The organism is Truepera radiovictrix DSM 17093 (genome assembly GCF_000092425.1).
GTDB lineage: Bacteria > Deinococcota > Deinococci > Deinococcales > Trueperaceae > Truepera > Truepera radiovictrix.
This window is the reverse complement of record NC_014221.1, coordinates 1,938,098-1,960,495: the sequence shown is the minus strand read 5'-3', so window position 1 is coordinate 1,960,495 and position 22,398 is coordinate 1,938,098. Positions and strand designations below refer to the sequence as shown.

At 65.0% G+C, this 22,398-nt stretch carries 23 protein-coding genes and 1 pseudogene; 6 read left to right on the top strand and 18 right to left on the bottom strand.

Features of this window, described 5'->3' with window-relative positions; genetic code table 11:
- Positions 1-39: 39 nt before the first annotated feature.
- The 8 genes and pseudogenes from TRAD_RS16630 to TRAD_RS09000 all read right to left on the bottom strand — a co-directional run bounded on the left by TRAD_RS16630 (position 40) and on the right by TRAD_RS09000 (position 5,563).
- The gene (locus TRAD_RS16630; protein ID WP_245523509.1) at positions 40-285 is read right to left on the bottom strand and encodes an ABC transporter permease subunit; all 246 of its coding nucleotides are present in this window, start codon (positions 283-285) and stop codon (positions 40-42) included.
- Positions 255-386, bottom strand: a complete 132-nt coding sequence (locus TRAD_RS16810) for an ABC transporter permease subunit (RefSeq protein WP_425358648.1) — start codon at positions 384-386, stop codon at positions 255-257. The genes TRAD_RS16630 and TRAD_RS16810 overlap by 31 nt, the downstream gene beginning before the upstream one ends.
- 97 nt (positions 387-483) lie before the next feature.
- Positions 484-591: pseudogene (locus TRAD_RS16805) on the bottom strand (N-acetyltransferase); the annotation flags it as partial.
- 109 nt (positions 592-700) lie between these two features.
- Positions 701-1,672, bottom strand: a complete 972-nt coding sequence (locus tag TRAD_RS09025) for a DUF5996 family protein (RefSeq protein ID WP_013178306.1) — start codon at positions 1,670-1,672, stop codon at positions 701-703.
- A gap of 9 nt (positions 1,673-1,681) precedes the next feature.
- On the bottom strand, positions 1,682-1,945 hold the full coding sequence (locus tag TRAD_RS09020; RefSeq protein ID WP_148221220.1) for a hypothetical protein: 264 nt from the start codon (positions 1,943-1,945) through the stop codon (positions 1,682-1,684).
- 443 nt (positions 1,946-2,388) lie between these two features.
- Positions 2,389-3,549, bottom strand: a complete 1,161-nt coding sequence (locus TRAD_RS09010) for a carbohydrate kinase family protein (RefSeq protein ID WP_013178304.1) — start codon at positions 3,547-3,549, stop codon at positions 2,389-2,391.
- Positions 3,546-4,691, bottom strand: a complete 1,146-nt coding sequence (locus tag TRAD_RS09005; protein WP_013178303.1) for a Gfo/Idh/MocA family protein — start codon at positions 4,689-4,691, stop codon at positions 3,546-3,548. Before TRAD_RS09005 ends, TRAD_RS09010 begins: the two co-directional genes overlap by 4 nt.
- Positions 4,688-5,563, bottom strand: coding sequence for a class I fructose-bisphosphate aldolase (locus tag TRAD_RS09000; protein ID WP_013178302.1), 876 nt, complete (start codon positions 5,561-5,563; stop codon positions 4,688-4,690). Before TRAD_RS09000 ends, TRAD_RS09005 begins: the two co-directional genes overlap by 4 nt.
- A 129-nt stretch (positions 5,564-5,692) precedes the next feature.
- Between TRAD_RS09000 and TRAD_RS08995 the strand changes: the two genes are divergently transcribed.
- Positions 5,693-5,965: a hypothetical protein gene (locus TRAD_RS08995; RefSeq protein ID WP_013178301.1), complete on the top strand. Its 273-nt coding sequence runs from the start codon at positions 5,693-5,695 to the stop codon at positions 5,963-5,965.
- On the opposite strand, the gene TRAD_RS08990 is transcribed toward TRAD_RS08995, so the two are convergent.
- Both TRAD_RS08990 and TRAD_RS08985 read right to left on the bottom strand, forming a co-directional pair.
- Positions 5,962-6,903 (bottom strand): DNA polymerase III subunit delta', encoded by a 942-nt coding sequence (locus TRAD_RS08990; RefSeq protein WP_013178300.1) that lies wholly within the window; start codon positions 6,901-6,903, stop codon positions 5,962-5,964. The genes TRAD_RS08995 and TRAD_RS08990 overlap by 4 nt on opposite strands.
- Positions 6,900-7,670 carry a metallophosphoesterase family protein gene (locus tag TRAD_RS08985; protein WP_013178299.1) on the bottom strand — a complete coding sequence of 257 codons (771 nt, stop codon included), beginning with the start codon at positions 7,668-7,670 and terminating at the stop codon, positions 6,900-6,902. The genes TRAD_RS08990 and TRAD_RS08985 overlap by 4 nt, the downstream gene beginning before the upstream one ends.
- Positions 7,671-7,723: 53 nt before the next feature.
- On the opposite strand from TRAD_RS08985, the gene TRAD_RS08980 reads away from it, so the two are divergent.
- Positions 7,724-8,863 carry a PEGA domain-containing protein gene (locus tag TRAD_RS08980; RefSeq protein WP_013178298.1) on the top strand — a complete coding sequence of 380 codons (1,140 nt, stop codon included), beginning with the start codon at positions 7,724-7,726 and terminating at the stop codon, positions 8,861-8,863.
- Positions 8,864-8,901: 38 nt separating this feature from the next.
- Here the strand turns inward: TRAD_RS08980 and TRAD_RS08975 are convergent, their stop codons facing one another.
- Positions 8,902-9,885: a hypothetical protein gene (locus tag TRAD_RS08975; RefSeq protein WP_013178297.1), complete on the bottom strand. Its 984-nt coding sequence runs from the start codon at positions 9,883-9,885 to the stop codon at positions 8,902-8,904.
- Positions 9,886-10,167: 282 nt separating this feature from the next.
- Between TRAD_RS08975 and glgP the strand changes: the two genes are divergently transcribed.
- The 3 genes from glgP to TRAD_RS08960 all read left to right on the top strand — a co-directional run bounded on the left by glgP (position 10,168) and on the right by TRAD_RS08960 (position 14,533).
- Complete coding sequence (gene glgP / locus TRAD_RS08970; protein WP_013178296.1) at positions 10,168-12,714, top strand: alpha-glucan family phosphorylase; 2,547 nt, start codon at positions 10,168-10,170, stop codon at positions 12,712-12,714.
- 150 nt (positions 12,715-12,864) lie between these two features.
- Complete coding sequence (locus TRAD_RS08965) at positions 12,865-13,539, top strand: WD40 repeat domain-containing protein (protein WP_013178295.1); 675 nt, start codon at positions 12,865-12,867, stop codon at positions 13,537-13,539.
- A 115-nt stretch (positions 13,540-13,654) separates the two neighbouring features.
- Positions 13,655-14,533: a tyrosine-type recombinase/integrase gene (locus TRAD_RS08960; RefSeq protein ID WP_013178294.1), complete on the top strand. Its 879-nt coding sequence runs from the start codon at positions 13,655-13,657 to the stop codon at positions 14,531-14,533.
- 361 nt (positions 14,534-14,894) lie between these two features.
- Here TRAD_RS08960 and TRAD_RS16065 read toward each other — a convergent pair whose 3' ends face one another.
- The 6 genes from TRAD_RS16065 to TRAD_RS16055 form a co-directional block, all read right to left on the bottom strand.
- Complete coding sequence (locus TRAD_RS16065; protein ID WP_185095154.1) at positions 14,895-15,593, bottom strand: phage NrS-1 polymerase family protein; 699 nt, start codon at positions 15,591-15,593, stop codon at positions 14,895-14,897.
- Positions 15,594-16,352: 759 nt separating this feature from the next.
- The gene (locus TRAD_RS08950) at positions 16,353-17,447 is read right to left on the bottom strand and encodes an AAA family ATPase (RefSeq protein ID WP_041947217.1); all 1,095 of its coding nucleotides are present in this window, start codon (positions 17,445-17,447) and stop codon (positions 16,353-16,355) included.
- A 1-nt stretch (position 17,448) separates the two neighbouring features.
- Entirely contained in the window at positions 17,449-17,946 is a 498-nt protein-coding gene (locus TRAD_RS16060) for a hypothetical protein (RefSeq protein ID WP_148221218.1), read from the bottom strand.
- Between the two features lie 233 nt (positions 17,947-18,179).
- Complete coding sequence (locus TRAD_RS08945; RefSeq protein ID WP_013178292.1) at positions 18,180-18,869, bottom strand: AAA family ATPase; 690 nt, start codon at positions 18,867-18,869, stop codon at positions 18,180-18,182.
- Positions 18,870-19,222: 353 nt separating this feature from the next.
- Positions 19,223-19,429: a GDCCVxC domain-containing (seleno)protein gene (locus TRAD_RS16730; RefSeq protein ID WP_083770771.1), complete on the bottom strand. Its 207-nt coding sequence runs from the start codon at positions 19,427-19,429 to the stop codon at positions 19,223-19,225.
- Positions 19,430-19,560: 131 nt separating this feature from the next.
- Entirely contained in the window at positions 19,561-19,995 is a 435-nt protein-coding gene (locus TRAD_RS16055; RefSeq protein ID WP_148221217.1) for a hypothetical protein, read from the bottom strand.
- A gap of 382 nt (positions 19,996-20,377) precedes the next feature.
- Between TRAD_RS16055 and TRAD_RS08940 the strand changes: the two genes are divergently transcribed.
- On the top strand, positions 20,378-21,187 hold the full coding sequence (locus tag TRAD_RS08940) for a WD40 repeat domain-containing protein (RefSeq protein ID WP_013178290.1): 810 nt from the start codon (positions 20,378-20,380) through the stop codon (positions 21,185-21,187).
- A gap of 58 nt (positions 21,188-21,245) precedes the next feature.
- On the opposite strand, the gene TRAD_RS08935 is transcribed toward TRAD_RS08940, so the two are convergent.
- Positions 21,246-22,319 (bottom strand): hypothetical protein, encoded by a 1,074-nt coding sequence (locus TRAD_RS08935; RefSeq protein WP_013178289.1) that lies wholly within the window; start codon positions 22,317-22,319, stop codon positions 21,246-21,248.
- Positions 22,320-22,398 lie beyond the last annotated feature (79 nt).

Here is a 22,398-nt window from a genome sequence, read left to right as displayed (position 1 = left end):
CGCGGTTGCACCAACGGGTTTAGCGACCCAAAGCAGCCTTTAGCGCCCCAGCGCCCGCGGGTCGAGGAGGTCGCGCAGCCGGTCGCCCAAGAGGTTCAGCGTGAGCACCACGAGGAAGATCATGGCGCCGGGCAGGAGCGAGACCCACGGCGCGACCCGCAGGTACTGCCGGCCGTCCGAGAGCATGACCCCCCACTCGGGGGTCGGCGGCTGCGCTCCGAGCCCCAGGAAGCTCATCCCCGCGGCGGCCATGATCATAAAGCCGACGTCCAAAGTCGCCGCCACACGAGGGGGCTGAGCGCGTTGGGCAGCACGTGGCGCGCTAAAATCCACCACGTCGGCGCGCCCGCTGCCCTGGCGGCCTGGACGAACTCGCTCTCGCGCATCGCGAGCGCGCTCCCGCGGGCGATGCGCACGTAGTAGGGGATGCCGGCGAATGAACCCGGCGACGAAGGGGCAGAGGGGAACGACCGGAAGGCCCTCTCGCTTTGCTTCATCAAGCGCCGCTTGGATAAGTCGGCTCGCCACACCTCGGCCCTCCAGAACGGGCGGAACCTCCGTGTGTGTAAAGATGACGACGTCGTTTTTCAGGTGGTAATCGGCGACGGCCTTGTGCTCGCCGAGGTGCGCTTCGAAGCGTTGCGCCTGGATATATTCGTGATGGTTGGGCCTTGGGTTAGCGTCCAGCTTCCCGTCCCTTTTAAGGGAGCTCGAGCGGCACGTAGTCCACGTAGTCGTGGTTGAACGCCTCGACGTCCCAACCCGCGCGCTTTGCGCCCGCCAAATAAGTGCTTTCCAGAAAACTCAGGAGCGTCTGTCTCGGGTCTTCCGACCGGCGCACGTCGTCGTAGTCAAGGAGCGCCATCACACCACCCCCTGCGTCTACCCACCGGGCTTGCTTAGGGAGGAGGGGCGCGCCCCTTAAGCCGTTCGGCTCTGGGTAGGTGTAGCCGTAGAAGGTGGGGGCGGAAACGCTCTCATCGCCCGCCCAGAAGCCGAAGGAGATGACCTCGTGCGAGTACGCCTCGCGGTCGGAGGGGGAGCCGCCCTGCATGGGCGCTTCACGTCCTGAGAAGCGCGTATAGGCAAGGTCTAAGGAGTGCCAGAAGAGGTGCACGGGGGTGCTTTTACCGTAGAAGCGACCTTTAAACTCCAGGAGAATGACATGCACCCAGGAGAGGATGCGCCAGAAGCGCGTCACATAAGCCGCGTCGTAGCGGGCGTGAACTTCGTCCTCCTTGAAGGGTAGGTCACTACCGACACGCGGCGGATCGTAAGGCTTGGCGAGGATCGCCACCTCCACCCCGAGCTGCGCTAAACTTCCCAGCACGGAGTGGTAGAACTGGGCAACGCTGAGGCCATCGTAAAGCGCCACCACCTTGTGCCGCCCGTCGCTGCTGCGAATCATCAGGTTGTGGTCCAGGAGGTCAAACTCGAGCTCAATGAGGCCGTCTCCGGTGGGTATGGCGTGGGTGGTGAGCCCCCTCGGCGAGAGGTAGAGCGTCACGTGCCACCAGTGGTTGAGCTTGGGGTGGAGCGCCATGCGGATTTTGCCGACGATCTGAGCGTACAGGTGCAGGGTCGTCTTTGTGTCCTGCCAAGCTGCCAAAGGCAGAGGCGGAAGGTCGAAAGTGGTTGCCGCTCGCGGCTGTTCATGGCCTGTGCGCGTCATAAGGACCTTCTATCTGAATAGCTGTGCCAGCATCCGGACGAGGCTGCGCGAGATGGTCTTCTGCCCCGCTAGACTGGGTTGCAACCCATCGGACAACAGCAGCTCCTTCCGGCCGTGTCGGCCAAAGATGTCCCGGAAGTCCACGACCGGGTTGGGTTGGCACAGGACTGCTTCCAGCACGGCGCCGAGCTTCTCGGTGCGTGAGCTAAGCCCAGCCGCGAGCAAAAGCCAACCCTCCTCTGCGCCTTGATGACGGTCGTGGGGATTATCCATACCCAACGCGCGTCCGTTTCGGCGGCCGCTTTCCCGCGCCGCTCAGGTTGGCCGCGCCCGGCAGCGTGGCAAGGGTCGTTGCCGGTTGGATGAACTGGACCAGGTGCGAGATTTGCTCACGAGTCAGTGTTGTCATCACAAGACTCCTCCACGAGAGCTGCCTGGCCTCGAACGGATCCGTCACACCGCCCATACGGGTAAACGTCAGGTATCCAAGATTATAAGGTACCCCCAGGGCGCGCATCACGTTGATGTCTTTGTAGGTCTTTGGCGTGTCCAGTGCGAGTATCCGCACCCGCGGTCGACGGGCAAGTTGGAGCAGGCCGGCGCGATCTGCAGGCGCTTCAACTTCTTCTGCTCAGCACTATGTGCTCGTCGCCTTGTTCTGGTCGCGTAACCCTCGAGGCGCGGGAGCTGCGCCCCATCTGGCCGCGCGGCTGAGTTCAGCTCGGGTCGCGCCGCCCCCGCCACACCCCGTTCGGTCCAGCGCGCCAGTACGCGGGGTCCCCGTAAGCAGCGCCCGGGTGCGGCGCCGCGCGGCGCCACCCGCGCGCCAAGCGCTCACCGAGCCCCGCCCAACTGGGCACGCCGCTCACCGCGTCGGCGGCCTCGACGCTGGCGGCGCCGACCGCGCAGGCGAGCTCGAGGCAGCGCTCCGGGGTCTCCCCGCGCACGAACCCCGCTAGAAAGCCCGCCACGGTGGCGTCGCCGGCGCCGGTCGTGCCCCGCACGGCGGCCTCGAAGACCGGCGAGAGCAGCTCGCGCCCCGCCCAGCGGGTGAGGTCGTCGGGGGCAGCGCGCCCGAGCGCTAGCGGCGCGTCGGCGGTCCTGAGGTAGAGGCCGCGCTCGCCCAACTTGAGCCCGACGGCGCGCGCGCCGCACGCCAAAAGCCCCCGCGCGAACCGCTCCAGCGAGGCCGGGTCCGCCGGCGAGGGCTCTTCCCCGAGCATCCAGGCGACCTCGGTCAGAGACGGCATAAAGAGGTCGACAAAGGGCAGCACTCGCGCTAAAAAGGCGGGCCAGTCGGCGCGGCCCGAGCGCCCCTGCGGGTCGGGCATGGCGAGGTCGAGGGCGGTGGTGAGGCCGAGCCCTTTGACCCGCTCCAAAAAGGCGGCAAACGCTTCTCCGCCGTCCTCGTAGAGGCGCCGCATCAGGGGCGGGTAGCCAAAGTAGAGGAGGTCGGCTTCCGCGAGCGCGCTGAAGTCGATATCCTCGGGGGTAAAGGTGTCATTGCAGCCGGAATGATGTAAAAAGATGCGGTCGCTGCCGGGGAGGGAGAGCACCACCGTGTAGGAGGTGCTCTCCCCGGGGGCGCGGATGAGGTTCGGCGTCCCCAAGAGCCCCGCTAGAAGTCCGCCGAAGGCGTCGTCGCCGACCTTGCCGATAAGCCGCGCGGGGACCCCCAGCTTGAGGAGCGCCCCGCCGACGTTGGCGACCCCGCCGCCGGGGGCGAGCGTCGCCGCGCCCACCTCGAGCAGGCTGCCGGGCTCGAGCCGCGCCCCCTCGCCCGTGGCCTCAAAGCTCGGGATGAGGTCGAGGCAGACGTGCCCGGCGACGACGACCCGTTTGGGCGGCCGCGCCTCCGGTGTGCCCGAAGCGCTCACGGCGTCCTCGCGCGCTGCGACGCCAGGGCGGCGGTGAAGAGGCGGTGGCTCTCGGCGGCCTCCTCGGGGGTGGCGCACCAGAAGCCCCCGCGCATCCTTTCGCGGCCGTGGGCGACCTCGTCGCAGAAGGCGGCCCACATCTGCAGCACGGCGTCGGTGAAGCCGAACTCGAAGATGCTCCCGGTGATGGTCTTGTAGACGCTCTCAAAACCGAGGTCCTGGTGCCCCCACACCTGCGCGCCCCCCTTATAGGTCATGAAGCGGAAGGTCTTGGGGTACTTCGTCGAGAACTCGGCGGAGCCCCGCATCCCGTGCACGCGGATAAACCAGGTGTTGGTCTCGCCGGGGGCGATGCGTTTGGTGTGCAACAGGGCGGGGAAGGTCACCCTACCCTCCGGGCCGTCCGCGTAGGCGTCGCAGGCGAGCGTGGCGTTGTCCGGGGTGTCGCAGGGGGCGCGCCCGCCGCGGCCGTCGGGGCGTTCGGGGACGAGGTTGGAGAGGAGCGCGTGGACGTTCTCGAAACGCCAACCGAGGCGCAGCGGGAGGTGCAGCACGTGCAAGCCGAGGTCGCCCAGGCAGCCGTAAAGGCCGTTAAAGCGCGCCATCCGCTTCCAGTTGAGGGGTTTGTCGGGGTCGAGGTCGCTCGAGTGCAAAAAGCCGGCCTCGAGCTCGATGATTCGCCCCAACCTCCCCGAGCGCACCGCCCCAAAGACCGCCTGCGCGCCGGGGAAGAAGGGGAACTCCGACGAGCAGCGCACCAGCACCTCCGGGTGCGCGGCGATGGCCTCACCTATGCGCGCGTTCGCCTCTTTGTCGATGCCGAAGGGCTTTTCGCCCAAGAGGTGCTTGCCCGATCGGATGATGTCGCAGTAGAGCTGCTCGTGCAGGTGGTGCGGCACCGCGCAGTAGACCGCGTCCACCTCGGGGTGCGCCAGCAGCTCGCGGTAGTCGGGCGTCACCAGGCGCAGCGTCGGCACGTGGCGGCGGAACCACTCGAGCGCCCCGGGGTTCGTATCGCACGCGGCGGTGATGACCGGGTGGACGCCCAGGTCCTCGAGGTGGCACCAGCGCGCGGCGGCGCTGGCGAACTCGCGCCCCATCAGCCCGAGGCCGATCACGCCGAAGCGCAAGGGGCGGCTCACGCGGCCCCCCGGAGGAGCGTAAGGGCCGCGCCGGGGTCCGCGCCCTCGTGCACGACAGCCATCAGGGCGCGCGTCATGGCGGCGGGACGGGGGTGCTGCACGACGTTGCGGCCGTAGACGATGCCTTTTGCCCCTTGCTGCATCACCGCGTGGGTGCGCGCCAAGATCTCCTCGTCGGGCGCCCGGCCGCCCCCGCGCACGAGCACCGGCACGCGGCCGGCCACCTCTACGACGCGGTGGTACTCGCTGAGGTCGTCGCACGGGTCGGCTTTGATGACGTCGGCGCCCAGCTCCACGGCCTGCCGGACCAGCGGCAGGATTTTCTCCAGGTCGCCGTCTACGGCGTACAGGTTACCGGCAGCGCCGGGACGCCTAGCGGCGTTGACCTCGCCGCCCATCCCCCCGAGCTTCATCACCAGCGGTTCGACCATGAGCGGCATCCCGTAACGCTCGGCCTCGGGTTTGAGCGCGCAGAGGTTCGCCACGCACTGCGCGTGCACCTCGGGGGCGTCGGGCAGCGAGAAGAGGTTGACGCACAAGCAGGCGGCGTCGAGCCGCAGCGCCTGCTCGACGGCCGCCCCGATGAGCTGGCTGAAACGGTAGCGCGGCAGCTCGCGGCCGTAGACGTTGGCGACGTCCGCGCGCAGGACGAGGGCGGGTTTGGCCTTGCCGGGCACCTCCTGCAAGAGCGGCGCCTGCCCGACGGAGAGCTGCACGGCGTCGGGTCCGGCCGCCACGACCGTCCGGACGGCCCCCGCCAGGTCCTCGATACCGGGGAGAAAGGTGCGTTCGTTAAAGAAGCCGTGGTCGATGGCGACGTCGAAACACTTGCCGTCGGCGCCGAACAGGCGCTGCATTCTGGCTCGGGTCACGGGTCTCCTCTCGGCCCCCTCGGTGCGGATGTGCTCGAGTGTACGCGATAGCGGGCGTTCGCGACACCCCGACCCATCCGCGGGGTGCGCTACAAAGCCCGCACCCCCGCGTGTTGCTAAACTTTAGGTATGACCCCCGAGCAGATTCGGCTCTTCGTCTACCGCCTGCGTCACCAGAGCGTCAGCCGTGAGGAGCTCGCGGCGCTCTCCCCAGAGGACCTCACCGCCATCAACTTGCACCTTTTCAGGGCGCGCCACCGCCGCAGCTGCCTCGGGGGGACGGGCCCCGTGTTCTACGGTTCGATGGTCATCTCCGAGGGCCCCGGGCGCACCTACTCGGAGCGCACCTATTCGGAGCAGGAGATTTTGGCTGAGTTGGGCGCTCTAGAGAGCTGGACCTAACGCCCCCGCGCACCCCGCACGAGCTCCCGAAGCTCTAGCGTCAACACCTGCACCGCCACGCTCGGCGCGGCGTAGGCCGCGAGCGCCTCCTCGCAGCGCCCAAGAGCGTGCAGCGCGCGCGCGTAACGCTCCGGCGGCCACGCGCTCAAACGGGCGCGCAGGAGCTCGGCGACCTCCGCGCGTTCGGACCAGGCTTTTTCAAGCGCGTCGGCCCGCTCGAGCGCCTCCTCGAGGCCCTTGCCTAACCCCAACAGGTAGCGGTCGACCACCGCTAGCTGCGCGCTAAAGGCGTCGGGGTGGGCGGCGGCCTCTAAAAGCTCGCCCGCGCGGCCCAAGCGGGCGGCGGGGTGGGGCTCGGGGAGTTTGGCGGGCACGTGGACCGCGCCGAAGCGCACGGGCGCGCTCCGCGAGACGAGCGTCGGCAAGACGCTCTGCACGCTCGGCGCGATCAGGATGACGACCGCGTACGAGGGGGGCTCCTCGAGAAACTTGAGAAAGGCGTTGGCGGCGCCCTCGCTCAACGACTCGGCGCCGTCGATGACGCCGACGCGGGTGCGGAAGCGGGGGCGGGCCTCGAGCCAGGGGCCCAAGGGGTTGGGGGCGTCGTCGCGGGCGACGAGGTCGCCGATGCGGATCTGCGGGCGGCGGCTGCGGCGGCCCGCTTTGGTCTCCCGTTCGGGGGCGACCTCGCGGTAGTCGGGGTGCGCTGGACCCTCCGGCGTGGCGGCGAAGAGGCGGCAGCTCTCGCACGCGCCGCACGGCTCCCCGCGCTGCGGGGCGCGGCAGTTGAGCAGCGCGGCGTACCAGCGCGCGACGCGCCGCCGACCGACCCTGGGGGGCCCGGTAAAGAGCAGGGTGTGGGCGCGCAGCGTCCGCAGGACGCGTTTTGCCTCCTCGTGGCCGAAGACGGCCAAAGGGTGCTCGGGGGCCACGCTCACTGCCCCCGCTCCAAGCGCGCGGCGAGCGCTTCGGGGTAGCCGGCCTCGAGCACCCGCCGCCTCACGCGCGCGAGGTCAAAGGCGACCCGGTAGTGGGTCAAACGCCGCGCTTCGTCGTCGAAGATCATGTACGAGGCCAAGGGGACGCCGTCGCGGGGTTGGCCGACCGAACCGGGGTTGACGAGCACGCGGGCGTTGGGGGGGAGGCGGTAGGTCGTAGGGGTTTCGGGGCGGACGCTCAAGGGGACGCTGCGCGAGAGCGCGAGGGTGCCCTGTTCGGTAAAGGCGTACACGGCGGGCACGTGGGTGTGGCCGAAAAAGAGGAGGTCGCGGTTTAGGGCGGGGAGCTCCCGTTCGGCGTGGCGCAAGCTGCTCAGGTAGCGCCAGGGTTCGGAGCGCGCGCCGTGGACCGCTTCCCACGCCGCTCTCGTGACGGCCGGTTGCAGCGCCTTGAGAAAGCGCAGCGCCCCTTCCGAGAGCTCCGCGCGTTGGCGCCTAAGCACGTCGGTGACCACGTTGCGTTCGTGTTGTTCGTGCGCCTCGGTTCCCTGTGGGGTGCGCAGCAGCAGCGCGTCGTGGTTGCCGAGCAGGGCGGCCTCGAGGGGCAGCTCGCGCAGGCGCGTGATCACCGCTTCGGGGTCGGGGTAGTAACCGACGGCGTCGCCCAAAAAGAGCGCGCGTTCCCACCCTTGCCGCTCCGCGTGCCGCAGCACGGCCTCTAAAGCGGTGAGGTTGGCGTGGAGGTCGCTAAGGAGCAAAAGCCGCACAGAACCCCCATTCTAGCACCCCACCCCGCAGCCCCTGAGGCTATACTAGGCGCGTGCCTATCGTTCGTTTTTTGGCGCCTTTGGTTGCGGCGCTGCTTTTGGGGGCGCTCCCGAACGCGCGCGCCGGCATCGTGGTGCCGACTTTCGGGACCCAGGGCGCGGTGCCGACGCCTCTCGTGGAGCGCTTTATGGAGGCCTTTCGCCAGCAGCTCGAGGCGCGCACGGGGTTGCCGGTGCTCGCCAGCGACACCGCGCCGCCCCCCTTGACGAGCCACCTCACACCCGAGGTCGCCGCGGCGATCGCCGAACTGGGCGGCGGGCGCTACAGCGTGTCGGGGGAGATCCTGGCGCCGAGTGGCGGTCTGCGCGAGGGGCCCTACTCGGTCAACCTCCTGGTGACCGACGCGCGCACACAGCGTTCGTCGGACGTGTTCAGCCAGCCGCTTGACCCGAGCAACGTGATGAGCGCCGTTGCCCCCCTGACGCGCAGCGTCGGCGCCTTTGTCGCGCCCGGGCAGGCGCCCGCGCGGGGCACGGCGAGCCTGTTCGTCACCAGCCAGCCGCGCGGCGCCGAGGTGTACATTAACGGCATCTTGGTGGGGGAGACGGCGAGCTTGGGTCCCTTGCAGCTCGCCCCCGGCGCCTACGAGGTCGAGGTGCGAGCGCCCGGGTTCGTGCCCCAGAGCGACACCCTCACGCTGGGGCCGGAGCAGGCCGAATTCTTAAACTTCTCCCTGACCGAGATCCGCGGCGGCAGCATCCTCGTGCGCAGCACCCCTGCGGCCGACGTGTTCGTCGATGGTCGCCTGATGGGGCGCACCCCGCTCACGGTGGAGGCGGCGCCGGGGGTGCGGACGCTGCGGCTCGTGCGCCCGGGGTTTCGCAGCGAGACGCAGTCGGTGGCGGTGCGCAACTTTTTCGTCACGCGCGTTCCCGAGGTGCACCTCGAGCCGCGCTACAGCAACCTCGTCTTCTGGACGCCGCTCCCCGGCTTCGAGGTGGCCATCGACGGGGTGGCGCGCCCCCGCAACTTCGCCCCCAACCTCCGGCCGGGGACGCACCGCGTCACGCTCACCCGGGGGGGCAGCGCCCTTGAATTCACCTTCGAGCTGCCGCACGCGGGGGTGTTCGAGCTCGACCTGCAGACGCGGGCGTTGACGCCTTTGGGGGAGACCGGGGGGAGCAGTCAGTAGTCAGTAGTCAGTAGTCAGAAGTCGGTAGTCGGGGCGGCCTAGAGGTCGAAGGCGTAGGTCGCCCGGAGCAGCAGCGGCGGGACGCCGAAGGGGTTGCCGGGTGCGGCGCCGAGCTCAAGCCCCGCAGTGCCGCCGCCGAGGGCCGCGTTGACGCCCACGGCGGCGCGGTACGGGGGGGCCTCGGTGCGGTAGGGTTCGGCCGAGAGTGCGGCGCGGTAGCGCAGCCCCCGCGCTTCACCGGAGACCGCGGCGCGCAGCCCCGGCCGGACGCCTGCCTCCCCGACGCCCACGAGGAGCGCGGCGCTGAGTGGCGGCAGCCCCGCGCGGCTGAGGCGGTACTCGAACCCCGCTGCGCCGAACGTTCCCCCCTCGGGGGGGGCGGCGGCGAGGAGGATCACCGCGCCGGTGTCGTTAGCGACCAGCCGCCGCAGCTGCAGCGCCCCCTCGAGCCGCCCACCGGCCCCCGCGGCGGCGAGGTAGGCCGTCGGCTTCAGCTCGAGTAGGGTGGTGCGCGTCACGCGCCGCGTGAGCCCGACCGTGAGGAGCGCGCCGACGCCCCCCGTGGGCGCTAGAAAGGGCCGCGCGGCGAGGTCGAAAGCGCCGAAGGGGGCAAAAGCGCCGGGGTTGCGGTTAAACACCCCCAGGGCCCCGTCGAAACCCCACTGCGCCAAGGCGCCCGTCGCCGACACCCCGAAGTCGAAGGCGCCCGCGGCGCTCGCGTCGGCGCGGCCGATCAAAGCGACCGTCCCGAGCGGCCCGAACGAGGTGCGTGTGCGCGCCAAGGCGCCCCCAGAGGGGGCGCCTCCCACAGGGAGCGCCGCGCGCAGGTCGAGGGTGACGCCCTCTAGGGCGAGGTCGCGCAGCTGCAGCTCGGGCTCGAGCGCGCCGGTGCTGGCGACGCTTAGGGCGCCGCCCAAGGTCTGCGCGCGGGCCGCCCCTAAAAGGCACAGGAGCGCGACGAGCACGCCTAAGGCGCGCACGCCGTGAGGGGCTCTCGGTCGCGTCGAAAACACGTGCGTCATAGCGACACTATAGCTGCCGCTACGCTGAGAAGCGGGGTTGGTGGCGGCGCGCGGCGTCACGCCGCCGCGAGGGGGTTTAGTGGTACATTTGGGCGGGTGTAGCCCTTGGGGTTCGGGCGCGCCGCGCGCCTTCGCAACCCCCGAACCCCGTCGGTCAACAGGCCGAACCCAAAAGCGCACACCCGTGGCCGCCGAGCGTCCCCGCTGCCGCGACGTCATCGACTCACGCGGCGGCACCGCTTCGTCTCGACCTCGCGCTGCGCTCGGCGCTAAAGGAGTTTCATGAACGTTCTTGGACACTTGACCGTCCTCCCCGACATCCCCGAGCGTATCGGACGCCTCGAGGACCTCTCGCGCAACCTCTACTGGACCTGGCACCCCGACGCTCGGCGCCTCTTCCGCCACCTCGACCGCGAGCTCTGGGAAGCTGTCGGCCACAGCCCGCCCGCGATGCTCCGCGACATCTCGCAAGCGAAGCTCGAGGCGGCCGCCCGAGACGAGGGGTACTTGGCGCTCTACGACGAGGTGATCGCGGGGTTCGAGCGCTACTTGAAGCGGCAGAGGACCTGGTTTCGCGAGCGCTCGAGCGGTCGCCCCGAAGACGTCTACGCCTACTTCTGTATGGAGTACGGGTGGCACGAAGCGGTCGCCCTCTACTCGGGGGGGCTCGGCGTGCTGGCCGGCGACCACACGAAAGCGGCCTCGGATCTAGGTGTCCCCCTCGTCGCCGTCGGCCCGTGGTTCCCCGAGGGGTACTTTCACCAACGCGTCGCGCAGACCGGCGAGCAAGAGGCGTACTACGAGCGCCTCAGCCCGAGCGACATGCCCTTTACGCTCGCCAAGACGGCGGCGGGCGACGAGGCGCGCGTGAGCGTCGCGCTCCAGGGGCGCGAGGTCTTTTTGCGCGCCTGGCACCTGGCGGTCGGCACCGTCTCGGTCTACTTGCTCGACACCGACGTGCCCGAAAACAGCCCCGAAGACAGGGGCATCTTCTCGCGGCTCTATGGCGGCGACCAGCGCACCCGCATCGCGCAGGAGATCCTGCTGGGTATCGGCGGCGTGCGGCTGTTACGCGCGCTCGGCATCTCGCCGACGGCGTGGCACATGAACGAGGGGCACAGCGCCTTTATGCCCCTCGAGCGCTGCCGCGAGCTCGTCGAGTCGGGGCTGCCGTTCGACCAAGCGCGCGAGGTCGTCGCGGCGGGGACCCTCTTTACGGTGCACACCCCCGTCGCGGCGGGCAACGACACCTTCCCCTTCGACCTGATCAACCAGTTTTTCAGCGGGTTCTGGGGCGCTTTGGGGCTCAGCCAGGGTCAGTTTCACGAGCTCGGCCGCCACGATCACGGTTGGGGGCCGGTGTTTAGCATGCCCGCGCTGGCGCTGCGCTTTTCAAGCGGGCGCAACGGCGTCGCCAAACTCCACGGCGAGACCTCGCGCGAGATCTGGCGCGACCTCTGGCCGGAGGTGCCGACCGAAGAGGTGCCGATCACGCACATCACCAATGGGGTACACGCCCCGACGTGGGTCGCCCCCGAGATCCGCGAGCTCGTCGGCAAGGTGCTCCCCGAAGGGTGGCAAGAGCGCTTCGACGACGCCGAGATGTGGGCCAAGGTGCGGGAGTTAGACAGCGCCGAGCTGTGGGCCGTGCGCCAGACGCTCAAAGCCGATAGCATCGACTTTTTCCGCGCCCGCCTCGCCAAACAGCGCACCCGCCACGGCGCCACCAAGGCCGCGCTGCGGGTCGCCGAAACGCTCTTTAGCACCAACACCCTGACCATCGGCTTTGCGCGGCGCTTTGCGACCTACAAGCGCGCGACGTTGATCTTCCGCGACCTCGACCGCTTGGCGCGCATCCTGGGAGACCCCGACCGGCCGGTGCAGCTCGTCTTCGCGGGCAAAGCGCACCCCGCCGACAAACCGGGGCAAGCGCTCATCACCACCATTCAGTCGCTGTCGCAAGACCCGCGCTTTCTCGGCAAAATCCTCTTTATCGAGGACTACGACATGGCGGTCGGCCGGGCGATGACGCGTGGGGTCGACGTCTGGCTCAACAACCCCCGCCGGCCCCTCGAGGCGAGCGGGACGAGCGGGCAAAAGGCCGCGATGAACGGCGTGTTGAACCTCTCCATCTTGGACGGCTGGTGGCCCGAAGGGTTTGACGGCGAGAACGGCTGGGCGATCGGCACCGGCGACAGCGCCGCCGCCTCGGAGCTCGCCGACGAAGCCGACGCGGACGCCCTTTACGACCTGTTAGAGCACGAGGTGATCCCGCTCTACTACGACCGCGACGCTGCAGGGGTGCCGCAGCGGTGGCTCGAGCGCGCGAAAAACGCGATCGCCACCATTTCCCCGGCCTTTAACGCGCGGCGCATGGTCAAGGAGTACGTCGAGACCTTCTACGCGCCCGCCTCGGAGCGCGCGCGGCGCTTTGGCGCGAACAACTTCGCGGTCGCCGCCGAGCTCGCGGCGTGGCGGCACCGGGTGCAGAACGCCTGGCACAACCTCTACGTCAGCGCCAAACCGCTCACGACGCGCAGCGCCCGCGTGGGGGAGCCTTTGGAGATCGAGGTGACGTTGCACCCGCGCGACCTCGCCGACGAAGCGCTCTGCGTCGAGCTCGTCTACAGCGCCGAGGCCGACCGCCTGGAGCGGGGGCTGCACCACGTGCGGCTCGAGTGCGCCCAGACCTTCGACGACGGCGGCCGCCTCTACCGCGCCTGCTTCCACCCCGAGGTGAGCGGCCAGCTCGTCTACGGCGTCCGCGTCTACCCGCTCAACGAGCACCTGGTGAGCCCCTTCGACGCCTACGCGATCCGCTGGGCGTAGCGCCGCCCCCGGCCGCGAGCCCCCACGCTCGGCGTGGGGGTCTTTTTATGTTTATGCGCGGAGCGCGCAGCGTCGCTCGTGCGCACGCGCGCTCTGCTACACTCTAGCAACTGCCCCCTGCAGCGGCGCTGCAGGAGATCGGGAGGCCGCATGCGGCGCACGCTCTACTCGGGTCTGCTCCTGTTAGGAGCCCTTTCGGGGTGCCTGCGCGCCCCGCCGCCGGCCGCCCTCGAGTTCGGCTCGGACCCCCGCATCTTCCGCGGCGCGTACGAGACCGAGCTCGACCTGCGCGTCGCCTCGCCGGAGGTGTCCTTGAGCGCCGACGCCTCGCTCCTCGCGATGGGCAACGGCGACTTCTTTCACGCCGTGCAGTTTTGGGATACGGTTTCAGCGCGCCCTCTGGGCACGCTCGAGGCCGGTGTCCGGGTGGACGCGGTGACCTTGACGCGAGCCGGCGACCGCGTCGCGGCCGTGATCCCCGACCCCCATGACGACGGTCCCGGGGGGGTGCGCGTCTGGGAGGTCTCAAGCGGCGCGGTGGTGCACGACCTGCCGCCCAACACCCCGGCTTGCCCCACGTGCCGCGTGCGGAGCCTTGCGCTCTCGCCCGACGAGACGGTGCTCGCGGTCTTGAGCGCTTGGCCGCGCTACAAGCACCCCGACGAGAGCCTGAGCGAGGTGAGCCTCTTTGACGTCGCGACCGGCGCGCGCCTAGGCGTCCTGCGCGGCCCCCGCCACGCCCTCGAGGCGGGCTACGGCGCGGTGAGCTGGTGCCCGCAAGGGTGTGTGGGTTCGAGTCCCGCATTCGGCACCGATACCGCGTAACAATAGGCTTTTTGCCGTGCTGAGGCGCGGCGGATTGTCAGTGCTCACAAGAACTGGGCACAAGCCTTCAGCATGACTCAGAACGCCTGCTGTCGTCACTGACGGTAGGTGAGTTATGAATCGTTACGTGCGTGCGTTCCTGCTTTCCCGACAAGCCGACGGCCTCACTACGCGGTCGCTAGAGTGGCACGAAACAAGCCTGAAGAGCTTCACACGATGGCTAGAGGCGTGTTCGCACTCTGCTGAGCCTGAGACATGGAATCCCACGCTCATACGTGAGTACGTGGTGTATCTGCAATCGAGCGGCCTTTCAGGATGGACTGTCACCAACAAAGTGCAATCGCTGCTTGCCTTCACGCGTTGGCTACACGAGGAAGAGTTCACCGAGAAGAACGTCGCTGAGCGCGTCCGCAAGCCAAAGCCGCCACAGACACAACGGCAACCCTTTACCGATGCTGAGCTACGTCGGCTCTTGAAGGCGTCACAGTCGAGCATCAGGGACGCGGCCATCGTCGCGCTACTACTTGATACCGCGATTCGAGCAAGCGAACTGTGTACGCTCAAACTCTCCGACTGCTTGCTAGATCAGTGCCTTATCAAGGTGATGGGCAAGGGCAACAAAGAGCGCGTTGTGCCCCACTCGCCACAAACAGGCAAGCTGGTTTCCAAGTGGCTATTGAAGGGTCGCGCCTCGGAAGGGCCGTACGTGTTCCATACCGAACGCTCAGAGCGCTTCACGCCTCGGTCATTGCATAAGCTCATTGAGCGCATAGGCAATCGGGCTGCTGTTGACGACTGCTACCCACATCGGCTCAGGCACAGCGCGGCAATCACGATGCTTCGAAATGGTATGGACCCGCTCACACTGCAACGCATGTTGGGGCATACGAGCCTGAACATGACCATGCGGTACGTCGCGCTCAATACGACGGACCTTCAGAACGCGCACGCGGTCGCGAGTCCGCTCGCAAATCTGATGCGAAACGCACGGTAGACAAGTTCACAAGCTGAACACACAAACCGTGAAATTGGTTCTGACACTTGCAAGGTTGAGTGTCGGTTAGCTGTGTTCCACACGCTGCTTACTGACTCTCGGCCTTACTTGTAGCATGGTCAATAGTGAGGTTTTGTCAGGTTTTACGTATAATCGTAAAAACGCAAACCGCAATGAATCGTGTCTACAGGTGGTGAGGTTGGGCCGCGTTTCCTCACGCTGCGGAGTAGGGGTACGGCCCGTCGATTTCGCTCCAACGCGGCACCTGCAATCACAACGCACCACGTCTCAATAATCGCGCTGCAATTCCGCCTATCAGCGCCGATGCTAGAAATTCTCAGGATTTGCTAGCATATGCTGTCTAGCTCATCGCCTTAAGTATGAGATTTTCGCCGTACGTAGACGCCCCTCTTGCCGAATCCCACTTATCACGCATCAACCCTGAGCGGCGAAACAGCCTATCGACTTGCGCCTCGTCACCGCTCCAATACCAAAGCATGTTGCACAGCGCAAGGTCAGCGCGGTTGTGGTCGTGGCCGTACGCTGACGTGTCACCACTCCACAGCTTACGGAACCTCTCGCCATTCCTCGCGTTGGCCGCACGCTGCAACACGTCTTCATCATCGCGTTGTGGTGCCGTCCTGGCGATGGTGCGTGGCGGTGACGACGCGCGGTCATACTTCGCAAGAAACGCGTTCAACTCGTCTTGCCTGTCGTGAATCGCCAATCGGGAGAGCGGCGCTCGGTCGCCTGTCATCGTCAAATAGCGGCGATCACCATAGATTTCAACGGACCTACTACCGTTGGTGCGCTTCCAAGCTCTATTGAGGTTCGCCCTGATGAAGATATGCAAGCCCGTACCAGACGGCGACACTTCGGTATAGCTATTGAAGTGGTCAACGATCTTGAACGCTGCTGTAGTGACAAAGCCATCGACAATGCAGTTATCAAGGTCAATTCCTACGATGCCATCATCAGCCGTCAGCACAAATCCAATACCATCGCTATGCTCACGACGGCACGCGGCATCGAATGACGACCACGTATCAGGGTCAACCACGCTTGCGCTTCTCATCATCTTTGGATCAAGCGGTACCTTCTTCACCCTCGTACCATCAATCTGCCTTTGCCATGCTACCCACTGATTCAGCGTACGTAGCTCATGCGGAATAGACTCATACATGTCTTACAAACCTCCATATAAATAGATGTGGTGCCTACAGGGGGTGTGATGATTGGTCCATACCCCACCTGTAGACACTGCTACTGACACAACCAACAACCCATATAACGTGTGCTCGGATGAACGTAGTGACAACAACAACCCCCTATATGGCTGACTCCTATCATCGGGGGCTGATGATGCTATTACGATTGCCTACGTGTTGATTGCTGATTACGTACCAAGAAATTGTACAAACGAGCGAAGCGAGTAAGCGGCAGGGGGGTAGGAGCGCAGCACATCGAAGATGTGCAAGGCGGTGGGGGGCGCGCTGCTTTAGCGCCCCTCACTGATTGCGTACAGTCACACTCAAAATTGAGATTGCGCACTACGCAGTAAGGCTACGCTACGCTCGCCTAACTGCTAGTAGCCATTCGATTACTAGCACAGGGTAAACCCTGCACTAGCAATCTCGGTGGCACTAGCAGCAACACGCAACGCGAACGAGTGCGAGAGTTGCATTATATATATCGTTAGATATATATACGGCGAATGCAACTTGCAACTTTGGCCCGTTTTGCCCGCAGAATCAACCAAAATGGGAGTTGCATTACGAGTTGCATGGCAACTCCGATGCAACTTTACATGCAACTCTGCTTAGGCCACGCCTGCCAACTCTCTAACGCCAGCGTCAGTAGTTTCAGGCTGCGCTGTCTGCGGCACCACGTCACTTGCGCGTACGCCCCACTTGCCGCCCACATTCACAATAGTCTTGCCCTTCGCCTTACTCAGCGCGGGCTTAGCGGTGGTGAGCTTGCCATCATGCAGTACGTCCGCCACTTCTTTCGCTGTCAAATCGCCTCGCTTTTCAAGCAACGCCACAAGCCTGAAGAGATACGGAATCTTCCTCATCTGCTTGCGCTTGCTCTGCTTGCGTTCAGACTGCGCCTTCACGTCTGCCATACCCTGAGGTAGGAGTATCAGCGTCGTTGCGTCTTCGTGGTATCTCGGCACGTCTACGCGTATTGGCTTGAACTTCAGTCCAAACGGCGGCATCCCTCGCTGCTTTTCAATCTGCAATACCGACTCAATTGGCGTATTACGCGTCTGCCAGTCCAGAAACGTCGTCTGCACGCGCATCAGCGTATCGTTCGGTGTCTCCCACGCGGTACAGCCGCGCGGCCTCGGGTACTTACCCGTGCCTTGGTGATGCACAAGCAACGTGGTAGCGCCCGTCTCCTGCTTGATTCTTTCGAGCGGCGCGTTCACGCGTAGATTCACTTGTGTTGGTGCGTTCTCATCGGTGCCAATCGTGCATTTCTCGGCAGTGTCAAATACGACCAAGCCGCCATTATGTGCAATGAGCCACTTCCTCACAAACCTCATGTGCCCCTCGTCGTGCAACTGCAACGGCACATCCACAAATTCGAGATGATCCCTCGTGCTGATTCCGTAGTAGTCTTCCCACGCAATCAAGCGCTTCTCAAATTCGTCCGCACCCTCAGCGGCGACGTAGAGCACGTTCGTCTGCTTGACTTTCTTGCCGTTGAAATCGAGTCCTGTCGCCACGTGACACACCACGTCTCGCGACGTAAACGTCTTGATGTGCCCTGTTGGCGCGTAGATCATCGCCTGCGTTTTTACGAATAACAGGTCTTCGACTATGAAGTCTTGCGTGCCCTTAGCGTTCATGCGCTCTCCTGCCTTCCACGTCTTGATGTAGTCATTGTATTCACTATTCGTGTTCGGCATCTCAGCGGCTCAGCATTCTAAAGAGCTTGCTGTAGCAGATATCGTAGGCCACAGCGCTACGCAACGCTTCATGCTCCGTGTCGCCATCCCAACCCACGATGCCGCACAACTCTTCCTTTATCGACGGCTTACCACCATACCCATACCAACATTCCTGGGCATACCGATAGCGAAGCTTGCGTTTGCCCCTTAGCTCAAAGTTCTTTCGCTTGATTGCTTCGATACGTCGCACAAGTCCTAGCAATCTCGGTTCGTACTTGACGCCGACTTCCCAACTCAGTTGCTTGCAATCCGAAGGATTGCTTGCGCTAGAACAGCTTTGCTGTTCAAGCTCATCCTTGCAATGCTTCGCATTGCTAGCGCTAGCAGTGCTCTGCACTGCAGGAATGTGCTTGGTTGCTTCAAGTCGCAGCGCTTCGCTCTGCAAGTTGGGTTGCTCTTCAAGATGTAACGCTAACGCTTCACCAAGGCTGTATCGCCTTGCCTCTAATTCCTTCATAGCTGCTCTTTCTGTTCATGTGCCACAACTCGTAAAAGTCGGCTTCAAATGGCCCTGAGAGGCCGTAGAATCACCTGTGAGCGTTGCCAATCTCGATTAGGACTCATGCCACCCGTAGACATGCTGCTCTCTCACAGGCTTGCACAGCGATGCTGTGCTAGCGCTAGAAGCCTGCGGCTTCAAGTCAAATAAACGCTTCATTCATATACGCTTGCACAGCGCTTCAAGAGGGACTACGCACGTCTCGACAGCGTGTCGTTGCCGTAGGTAAGCGCTTGCGCCATCTGCGATCTGAAGCTCTTCATAAAGCTCAACGTAACGATGTCGCTACCCCTGTCGACACTGCGTCGCGATACGCCGACAGTCATGTCAGCAGCATCCATCAGCGGTCTAAGCTTGTGTGTCTGCGCCCCTTGTTGCGTCTGATGAAGAAGAATCACAGCGGTATCTTCTATCAACTTCAACAGCGGCGGATTGATCTTCGCGTCAATATCAGCAGGACTGTTGAGGTTCACGTCATTGCTGCGTGTAGCTAGGTGGTCGAACATCACAAGCTCAACGTTGTTGGCCTTCACGAATTCAGTAAGCTCTTGCATCTGCTCTTCATTCGTGATCTGTAGATCAACTATCCACGGTGTGTCATGCGCGTCATAGGTGTTCTTCCAATGCTCTACGCGATCTGCTACGTCGTTCGCGGTGACGTACACCACGTTCGCCTTTGCAACGTCGAGGTCATGGAAGCGCAGCCCGTTTGTGAGCGCGAATGCGAGGTCAATGCCAGCGTGACTGCCCCTCGTATCGCCATACCAGAGATGCAATCCGCCTTGCAACACCAAGGGTTGCAGTAGCCAATTCGCTGGCCTTGGTGAAATATCCCTTGTGAACACGAGAGATGTGTTCTTGTTCTTGGTTGTCGTGGTCATGTTATAATTATCCTTTCGGTTCTAGTCAAACTTATGCGGGTATTCGTCTAGCATCTTGACAGTCTCCGCGCTTACCCACTTCTCGCGCCTGTCAACACCACGCGTATGCACGTCAAAGTTCAGCACCTTACGCAGTCTCCACAGCTTGTGATTCGTGATTCCTAATAGCCTGCTAACTTCTCGCATCGGGTAGTGTTCCTTCTCCAACTTCATTGTTTTTCACCTCCATTCCAAACTTGCAGCCCAAAGGGCTGCTAGCGCTAGAAGCCTGAAAGGCTTCAAGCACGATGATTTCGCGGTCACGATGCCCGTACAGAGGCGTTGCTGTTGGTATCGCTTCTGCTGATTACCGCTCAACAGCACTGCTCATCACCTCGTTGAATCGGTGGGCATGGCACCGTGCCGTACGAGCAAAACACGCAGCAATCGCCCTCTTTCGGTCGGAGCACCGTACCGCAGTTCTTGCACTTGTAGAAGAACTGGCACGATTCCTCAGACATTTGCTCGGTGTGCTGATGGCCGCAGTGAGGGCATGTGACCGTTGATTCGGTTTCGATCATGGTGCTTTCGCCTCGTGTCGGGTCGCGGTGCTCACATCTCGCCTAGGTCTAGCGTGGGCTGCTGATTGCGGGATATGCGGCCCGCCTTCTTGAAGGTCGCCTGTTCGCGCGGGATGCGCGGCTCTTCAATCCTACTCAGCCGTAGGTGTGGCAAGTACGGCATTTACATACTCTGTAACGAGCGGATGATTGTTGCCACATTCCACAACGAGCTTTTCTGCCTCGTTCTCTAGCTTCTCAACTACCGTCCAAAGCGTCACATCGTCAGGGGGCGGTGTTGCAGTGTCTACGGCGATGAACGTGAAGAACTCAATCGCCGCGCCTACGTACGGCTCGAACAGATTAGGCGGCTCATGCGCTTGGAGGTACTCGACATTCCATCGCATTACATCGCCAAGCGTTGGCTCAGGCGTTGCGTCGGTCGCGAAGGTGTCTTCCTGAGATTCGAACCAATCAAGCACGTACTCATATGCTCCGTCACACGTGTTTTCATATTCCTGTTCTGCTACTGCTAAATGCGGAGTGACACACAGCGCAGCAATGAGGATGGCGAGTACTCGAATCACGACGGTACTCCTGATAGGTCCAAGTGTCTGCCGCTCCCTGTCTCAGTGGTGGCATGCTGCCATAGTACCAAGAAGTCGTGTCATGCGGCGGCATGATGCCTCACGCTTCTGTTGTGGCGTTGGTGCTTGTAGCGCAGAGCGCTACTAGCGCTAGTCAGCTTCGCTGACAAGCTGTGCTCTGCTACACTCTGAACACGCTATGCGGCGCTGAATTGGCCGCTAGCCTGACTGTTTTTGATGGTAGGCGTTTTGAGCAAGAACCCTGTAGGCATAGGGTTTTCGCGGTCTTTGGGCCATGCTTGCGGGCTAGCGCCTTAGGAGCTTTAGCCCGGATGGGGGCCTCGTCGCGGCGATCGGCACCGACGCCTACACGGCTGCTCGCGTGCGGGTCTGGGAGGTCGCGAGCGGCCGCCTCAGCAGCGCCCTCGCCCGCGCGACCCCGGGCGGCCGCCAGGTCGACGCGCACATGTGGCTGGGCGGCGCGCCGGTCATCGGCGTGCACTACGAGGACCGCTTGGAGCTCATGAGCGGCGTCACCGGCGAGACGCTCGCCCGCCTCCCGCTGCCGCCCCGCGCCGCCTTTCTCGAAAGCCTCCACGCGAGCGCCGACAACACCCGGCTCCTGGGCGGCTTCGGTGAGGACGGGCTCGCGCTGTGGGACCTCGGCGCCGGGGTGCTGCTCGCGCACGTCACGGGTGACGCGTATGAGGCCGTCGGCTTCGCGCCAGAGGGGCAGTACGCGGTCTCGTTCGAGCGACGCTCGCGCACCGTGACGCTGCGCGACCCACAGACGCTCGAGCCCCGCAGGGCGCTCGGCAACGGGGCGGTGGTACCGCTCCGCGTGGTCGCGGAGGCCCACTTCGTCGACCAAACCCGCTACCGCGTCACGGGCACCCTGACCTTCGGCGACGACCCCCCCGTCCCCTATGAGGGCGAGGTTCTGGGCAACGAGACGCAGGTGTACCTCAACCCGCAGGGTCAACCAGAGGGGGCGTTCGCGCCGCTCATGAGCTGCGTCTGCCCGGAACCCGCGACGCTCTCCGCGCGCTTTCGCTACCGCGGGCGCGCGTGGCACCTAAGGGCGACACCCCATCCCGAGGGCGGCGAGGCGTGGTTCGCGGAGCTCTCCGAGACGACCCACACGGCTGTGGGCGCGTGGGCGCACGCGGTGCGCTTGCGCAAGGTGCCCTGACTCGGGTCCGTAGCGCGTGGGGACTGGACCACACGCCGCCGGCTACGGGCGCCCCCAGCTACTCCGCGACCGCTTGGGTGGCCGCGACCGGCTGCACGTTGCGAATGATGAGCACCGCGTCGTTAAAGTCAAACAGCCGCGTGGACTCGTCGACGGCGAGGACAAAGGCGTTCGCGACGGTTTCGCCCGCGCGCGTCCTGAGCGGGTAGGTGCGCACGTGGTGGGGCGCGGCGCCCCGGAAGGTGTTGCGCGCGTCCTCGGTGTAGACGGTGCGCTCGTCGAAAAAGCGGGTCGTGGGCCAGAAGGAAAAGAAGCCGAACGGCCCCGCGGGCGCCCAGAAGCGCACGACGCGCCCCGCCTCGACGTCGGTCGCGGCCGCCTCGGGGCGGATGACGGGTTCTAGGCGCTGCCCGTTCAAGGTCGGGGTGATGGGCAGGCTGAGAAGCGTCTGCAAGGGGGGCTCGGCGGCGCTCGCGTCGTAAAAGCCGAAGGTAAAGACGGGTTCGACGTCGGGCACCCCGAACGCCGCGATGACCTCGACCGAGACGGGCTCGGCGGGGTCGGCGGCGCGGAACGTCTGCGCCCAGACTTCGTCGCCGACGGGGGCGTTGACCACCTCGCTGGTGAGTGACGAGGTGCTCGGGTCGGGGTCGCCCGTGTCGATGGCGAAGCCGTAGGTGTCGAAGATCCACTGCAGCGAGGGTTCACGCGTCCCCTCCTGGCCCTCGACGCTGAGCCCGCCCAGGTAGACCTCGTCAAGCTCCGCCGCGCCGTGCGTGACGTCAAAGCGCAGCGCGGCGCGCTGCGGCCCTAAAGTGCCGTCGGGGGTAAAGGTTACGTTCAAGGTGCGGCTTTCGCCCGCCTCGAGGCGCAGCGGCCCGGTGAGGTCGGCCGTAAAACGCGCGGCGTCCTCGCCGGTCACCGTCAGGGTCGCCTCGAGCGGACCGCGACCCGTATTGCGCAGCTCGAGCGCGCGCGTGTCATTAGGTAACAAGCCGCCCGCGTTAAAGACCAAAGCGTCGCGGTTAAAGGTGAGCACACCCGCTTCGGGGACGGTTGCGGGGCGCTGGCAACCCGCTAGCGTCAGGGCCGGGATCACGAGCAGCGTGCCGAGGGTTACACGTCGTGTCATAGGGAGCTCCAAGGGGAGATGGCGCCAAGGGCGCGCCGCCGGTTTGAGCGGCAAGCCAGTATAGCGTAGGCCTCAGCGG